General features: G+C 34.8%; 6 protein-coding genes. All 6 read left to right on the plus strand.

The features are described from left to right. Positions 1–185 precede the first annotated feature (185 nt). The 6 genes from DXA15_RS24355 to lepB all read left to right on the plus strand — a co-directional run bounded on the left by DXA15_RS24355 (position 186) and on the right by lepB (position 5692). A complete protein-coding gene (locus DXA15_RS24355) occupies positions 186–950 on the plus strand; it encodes a hypothetical protein (RefSeq protein WP_233567612.1) in 765 nt (254 codons plus the stop codon). 28 nt (positions 951–978) lie between these two features. After that, positions 979–1383 carry a hypothetical protein gene (locus DXA15_RS24360; RefSeq protein ID WP_128135760.1) on the plus strand — a complete coding sequence of 135 codons (405 nt, stop codon included), beginning with the start codon at positions 979–981 and terminating at the stop codon, positions 1381–1383. Positions 1384–1477: 94 nt separating this feature from the next. Continuing rightward, positions 1478–2674, plus strand: a complete 1197-nt coding sequence (locus DXA15_RS24365) for a 6-bladed beta-propeller (RefSeq protein WP_128135761.1) — start codon at positions 1478–1480, stop codon at positions 2672–2674. A 115-nt stretch (positions 2675–2789) separates the two neighbouring features. Next, positions 2790–4346: a 6-bladed beta-propeller gene (locus DXA15_RS24375; protein ID WP_199676437.1), complete on the plus strand. Its 1557-nt coding sequence runs from the start codon at positions 2790–2792 to the stop codon at positions 4344–4346. 21 nt (positions 4347–4367) lie between these two features. After that, positions 4368–4991 (plus strand): hypothetical protein, encoded by a 624-nt coding sequence (locus DXA15_RS24380; RefSeq protein ID WP_128135762.1) that lies wholly within the window; start codon positions 4368–4370, stop codon positions 4989–4991. A gap of 26 nt (positions 4992–5017) precedes the next feature. Beyond that, the gene (gene lepB, locus DXA15_RS24385) at positions 5018–5692 is read left to right on the plus strand and encodes a signal peptidase I (protein WP_128135763.1); all 675 of its coding nucleotides are present in this window, start codon (positions 5018–5020) and stop codon (positions 5690–5692) included. Positions 5693–5763: the final 71 nt, after the last annotated feature.

The raw sequence follows: 5763 nt of genomic DNA on the forward strand, positions 1-5763 counted from the left end.
TGACCTCAAAGGTATGATTTCAAATCGTCGCGCCTAAAAAGTAGTATCTAATAGACTATATTTCAATTATTTCAAAGAACTATTTATCCACTTTTACGGGACAGTAATGTGTTTATACATCATTTTATTTAACGGGACTTTTATGCTACTTAAAATTTATCCGTACGGAAAAGTTAAGTTATTATGTGGCAACCCTGGCTTTAACTCTTTGTTCCTGTTTAGGGAAAGAACAGGCTGTGGTATTCCCATTATGTTTATTACTGGTCGATTTTGTAACAGATAGAGGACTGCTTCGCCTGAAAATATGGGAAGAAAAACTGCCTTTCCTGTTGCTGTCTCTTTATATGGGAACTATCCCCATGCTAGCACAAGGATTCCGGCGGGAAGAGCTGGATTATCCATTGATCGACCGAGTTGTCTTTGCGGCTTATTCCTTAATCGAATATTTGACAAAATGCTTGATACCCATTAAATTGTCTTATTTGTATCCTTTTCCGATGTTACCGGGATACGCTATGCCTTTCCGCTTCTGGTTTTATCCGGTAGTCGTCATCTTTGTCGTTTATTGCATCTATTTATTGCGACAAAGGAGGATTATTCTTTTCACTTCCTTATTTTTCCTGATACATCTGTTATTTGTACTTCATATTATCCCTATATCACGATTTGCAATAGTGGCCGATCGATATCTCTATTTACCAGGCGTTGCCAGTTGTCTTCTTATGGCCTATCTGTTTGTAACAATCATGCATTTAAAAGAAAAACGAGTTCGGAGGATGATGATTGTGAGTTTGATTATCTATTCATGTTATTTGGGCTGTTACACGAATTATTATGTCAGGCAATGGCAAAATAGTGATAGTATCAAAAAGGAACTTCGGGAGTTGATAAACGAACGAGAGGATATTAAAAATATGCAGGAGTTACAACAACTCATGCGTGATCAATAAATAATAACAATTAAAGTTGGAGGTAAGCATGAAAAAGAAAAGCTTTCTGAAAATCGGTGGAGCAATGCTCCTTTTGGCAATTGTGTTAAACATCCAATACGCCTGGAGTGGCTATGGTGTTAAGGATCATCCGCTTCATTTAGAAGTGTTGGGGCAGAGTAATGATACCGGAACGAGTGGTGATATTGAGACACATTCTCTTTGGTCACGGCTAGCATCATCATGTACAATGGATGTTGAAGGGGAACCTGGTTCTGAGGTTTCTGTTTTTGGAATAAAAGTTAAAATTAGAGCTGATGGGATTGCTCCTATAATTGTTAGTGATGCTTCAGTAAAATGTCAACGTGGAGGTAATGCACAATGTACTCCTTTCTTTTGTGCGGACTTTTGGAAACAAATGACTGAAATGTATGGTACACCTGCTACGCAGTAACTTAGGAAAGATACTGCTCTGAAAGCAAATCGGTTTTATAGAACTGATCATTTTAGAGCAGTATTTATTGGTATAAATGCTAAATAGTAAAAGTATGAAGAAAAATATATTGTATGTATTGTTGATTTTTATATCTATTGCATGTGATTTAACAAAAGAAGATAAGAAAAATACTGTGAGAGGAGATATCGTTTCTATACCGATAACGGAAATGGAAACTGATTACGGTAAATTATCCGATTTTGCAGAGGATATAAAAATGATTCCTCTTGAATTTTCGGGTGATTGTATATTGGACAAAGTTGAAAAGATTGTGATGTCTGACAGTTGTATTTTCATAATGGAAAGATATAATCAAAAGGGTATTTACGTTTTCGATCATAGTGGAAAATATTTATATAGGGTTGGAAATTGTGGACAGGGACCTGACGAATTTGTTGATTTATCTGATTTTTCGTTGAATGAAGAGCAACAACTTATTTATTTGTATGACATAATGAGAAAGAAAGTTCTTATTTTTTCTTTTGAAGGAGATTTTATAAAGGATATACAGATGAATTATTACGCAGATAAGTTTGAGTATCAAGATAACTTATTTTACCTATATAGGGAAAGTCCGGTTATGGGTGATCCTGCTTATTCTTTGGTAATCAAAGATGATAAAGGAAAAACGATTAATAAGTATTATCCGCTTATTAATAAATCTCCATATATTCATGATTGCATTTTCCGAAAACTCGATAATGAAATTCTTTTTGCAGAATACATGCGTGATTCTGTTTTTAGTGTAAGAAGTGGAGAGTTAACTCCAAAATATTTTATTGATTATAAAGATAAATCAATGAGTAAGATAGATCGTGAAAGTATTTTGAAAGGAACTCGTATGGCTCTGACAGTTTTATTGGAATGTAAGAAAATGGCAGGTATTGAGGATATATTTGAAATAAACGATAAAGTATTTATTAACAATACCAATGTAGTTGTTCCTAAGTTTACGGTTTATGACAAGAAGACACAAGAAGTCAAAACATTTAGCTATATACTGAATGATTTTTTGTTTATCGGTTTTGATCATCCTATTGGTCAATATAAAGATAATTTGATATCAATTGTTGGACAAGAAGATTTTCAAACGGCGATAGATGATGGTTTTAAATATTGGCAGAAAAAAGGTATTCTGACTGCTGAAAGAGCTAAAGAATTAAGGGCGATGATTGAGGAACGTTTTCCGGATCGGAATAATCTGGGGGAGACTAACCCGGTACTCTTTTTGATGAAAGTAAAGAAGTGATGGTTAGATAGGGTTGATAATTTATTCATGTTATTTGGGTAATTAAAAAATATGTAGGAGTTACAGCAACTCATGCGTAATCAATAAGTAATAACAATTAAAGTTGGAGGTAAGCATGAAAAAGAAAAGCTTTCTGAAAATCGGTGGAGCAATGCTCCTTTTGGCACTTGTGTTAAACATCCAGTACGCCTGGGGTGGCGATGGCGTTAAGGATCATCCGCTTCATTTAGAAGTGTTGGCACAGAGTAATGATTCTATTAGTACTGGTGGAGACGCAGGTAAGGGAGCTGGTACTGACACTGGCGTTCTTTGGACTGAAATATCAGAAGATTGTTTCGTAATTGTCACAGGTGCAGCTGACACTGTTACTGCTTTTGGATTACAATTCAAAGTTGAAGCTGATGGGTATGGAATCTTATCTGTCAGTAATGCTTCAACAAGATGTAAACCAGGAGGAGATAAGCAATGTTCTTCATCACCTTGTGGCGAATTCTGGATAGAATATGCAAAAGCCGATGGTGCAGCTGCATCAATAAAAGAAGAGCAAAAGAGAACAGAAATTGGTGATATGGTTTCTATACCGATAACAGATATGGAAACCGATTATGGTAAATTGTCTGACTTTGCAGAGGATATAAAAATGATTCCTTTAGAATTCAAAGATGAATGTATTTTAGGAGAAATCAGAAAGGTTGTGATGTCTGACAGTTATATTTTTATCATGGAAAGAAATAATCCAAAAGGCGTTTATGTGTTTGATCATATGGGGAAATATTTGTATAAGATCGGGAACCGTGGGCAGGAACCTGAAGAATTTGTTGATTTATCCGATTTTTCATTGAACGAAGAGGAACGAGTGGTCTATTTGTATGATTTAATGCGAACGAAAGTTCTTGCTTTTTCTTATGAAGGAGATTTTATAAAAGATATACCGATGAATTATTATGCTGATAATTTTGAGTATCAAAATGGATTGTTCTATTTGTATCGGGAAAATGTGGTTCATGGTGATCCTTTATATTCTTTAGTTATCAAGGATGATAAAGGGAAAACGGTGAATAAGTATTATCCGGTTATTGAAAAACTATCAAAAACTAATTATTGTGTTTTCCGAAAACTGGATAACGAAATTCTTTTTGCAGAAGATTTGCGTGATTCTATTTTTACTATAAGAGGAGATGAGTTAACTCCAAAATATTTTATTGATTATAAAGATAAATCAATGAGTAAGGTCGACCGTGAGAGTATTCTTAAAAGAACTCGTCTTCCTCTGACAGTTCTATTAGAGTGTAAGAAAATGGCAGGGATTAAGGATATATTTGAAATAAATGACAAGGTCTTTATTAAAAATAAGCATATAGTTATTCCCAAGTTTACGGTTTACGACAAAAAGACACAAAAAGTCAAAACCTTTAGCCATATATTGAATGATTTTTTGTTTATAGGTCTTTCTCATCCAATTGGCCAATATAAAGATTATTTGATATCGGTAGGTCCGCAAGAAAGGTTGCAGGCAGCTATTAATATAGGTTTTAAGGCTTGGCAGGAAGAAGGGCTTCTGACTGCTAAAAGAGCAAAAGAATTAACAGCGATGATTGAGGAACGTTTTCCGGATCGGAATAATATCGGGGAAACTAATCCGATGCTCTTTTTATTGAAAGTAAAGAAGTAACAACTATAAAATTGAATCTATATGAAAAGAATCTATTTGTATATTGCTATTCTGATTTCCGTGGTAGCGAATATATTTTTAAATTTTGCCATGAAAAAGAATGACAATAAAGTCGTTTCACAGAATGAAATAGTTTCCGACGAGTATTTGAATGAAGAGTTGGGGAAGGCCTATTCTTATTTAAAACTGAACGGGAAAAAGTTTGAGAATGTAACAGGGACATTGGGGTATCAGGATAAAATGATAGGACGCATGGGACTGGAAACATTGATAAGAGGCTATAATGTCGTTTTCTATTTTTCGGACTTATCATGCTCCTCTTGTATTATGGAACAGCTGAATTCATTGGAAAAACTGAAAAAAATAATCGGAGGGAGGATGCTGATCATATCGCATTTGCCACGAAAAGATGTGCAAAATGAACTGCTACGATTGAAATCGGAAATATCGGTATTTTATATGGATGACAAGTATGTATCTGTGTTGGAGGAGTTCAGCAAAAATCATCCGGCGGCGATAACATGGATGATTACAGATGATTTGTTTATAGTCAGCTCTTGTGTGACTGATAGCCATACCAAACATTTTAATTCGGAATTTTATGATGCGATCGTACGATTCTTTAAGTATAAGGTAATATACTGAAAAATAAGTGGTAAAGTCATATTTTGATGAAAAAGGTCATTGCTGTTATTTTATTCATACTTTTTTGTCTTTTTATCCGGATTGCAGTAGGAGAGTTATGTATAGTACCTTCCGGTAGTATGGAACCGACACTCCTTTGCGGTGACAGGGTTTGGATAGATAAGATTACGTATGGAGCACGTTTTCCTGCTAAATGGGCGGATATTCCGGTTATCAATGTTTTCACATGGATACGCCCGTTGCGGGAAATGGACAGGAATACTCATTGGAAATATAGGCGACTTCCTGGAATGGGTTATCCGGAAGTCGGTGATATAGTGGTTTTCAACAGTCCGGAAAATATGGACCAATTATTAGTAAAGCGAATTACTCGGATAAAGAAAGAAAATGATACTTTACATATCAGACGGGAGAATTATCTGTTCCTGAGAAAACTAATTGCAGAGGAGGGAAACGATGTGAGAATGAGAAACCGTGCTGTTTGTATAAATGGCATTTGTGATTCTATTTATAGGCTTAAACGTACTTATTATTATGTTGAGGGAGATAATTCTGCCGATTCAAGGGACAGCCGATATTTCGGATATATTCCGGAAACCTTAATTGTGGGTAAATTTAATTGCGTACTGTTTTCTGTTAACAATCTGGGTACTAAAGGTAAAAAGATTAGGCTTAGACGTTTTTTTCATAAAATAACCTGATAGGTATTGATTATTTTACCTTACATTATTGTAGTCAAAGAGTTTATTTATAATAAACAACGTAGTTCTTG

The organism is Parabacteroides sp. AM58-2XD, from assembly GCF_003463685.1.
Lineage (GTDB): Bacteria > Bacteroidota > Bacteroidia > Bacteroidales > Tannerellaceae > Parabacteroides > Parabacteroides segnis.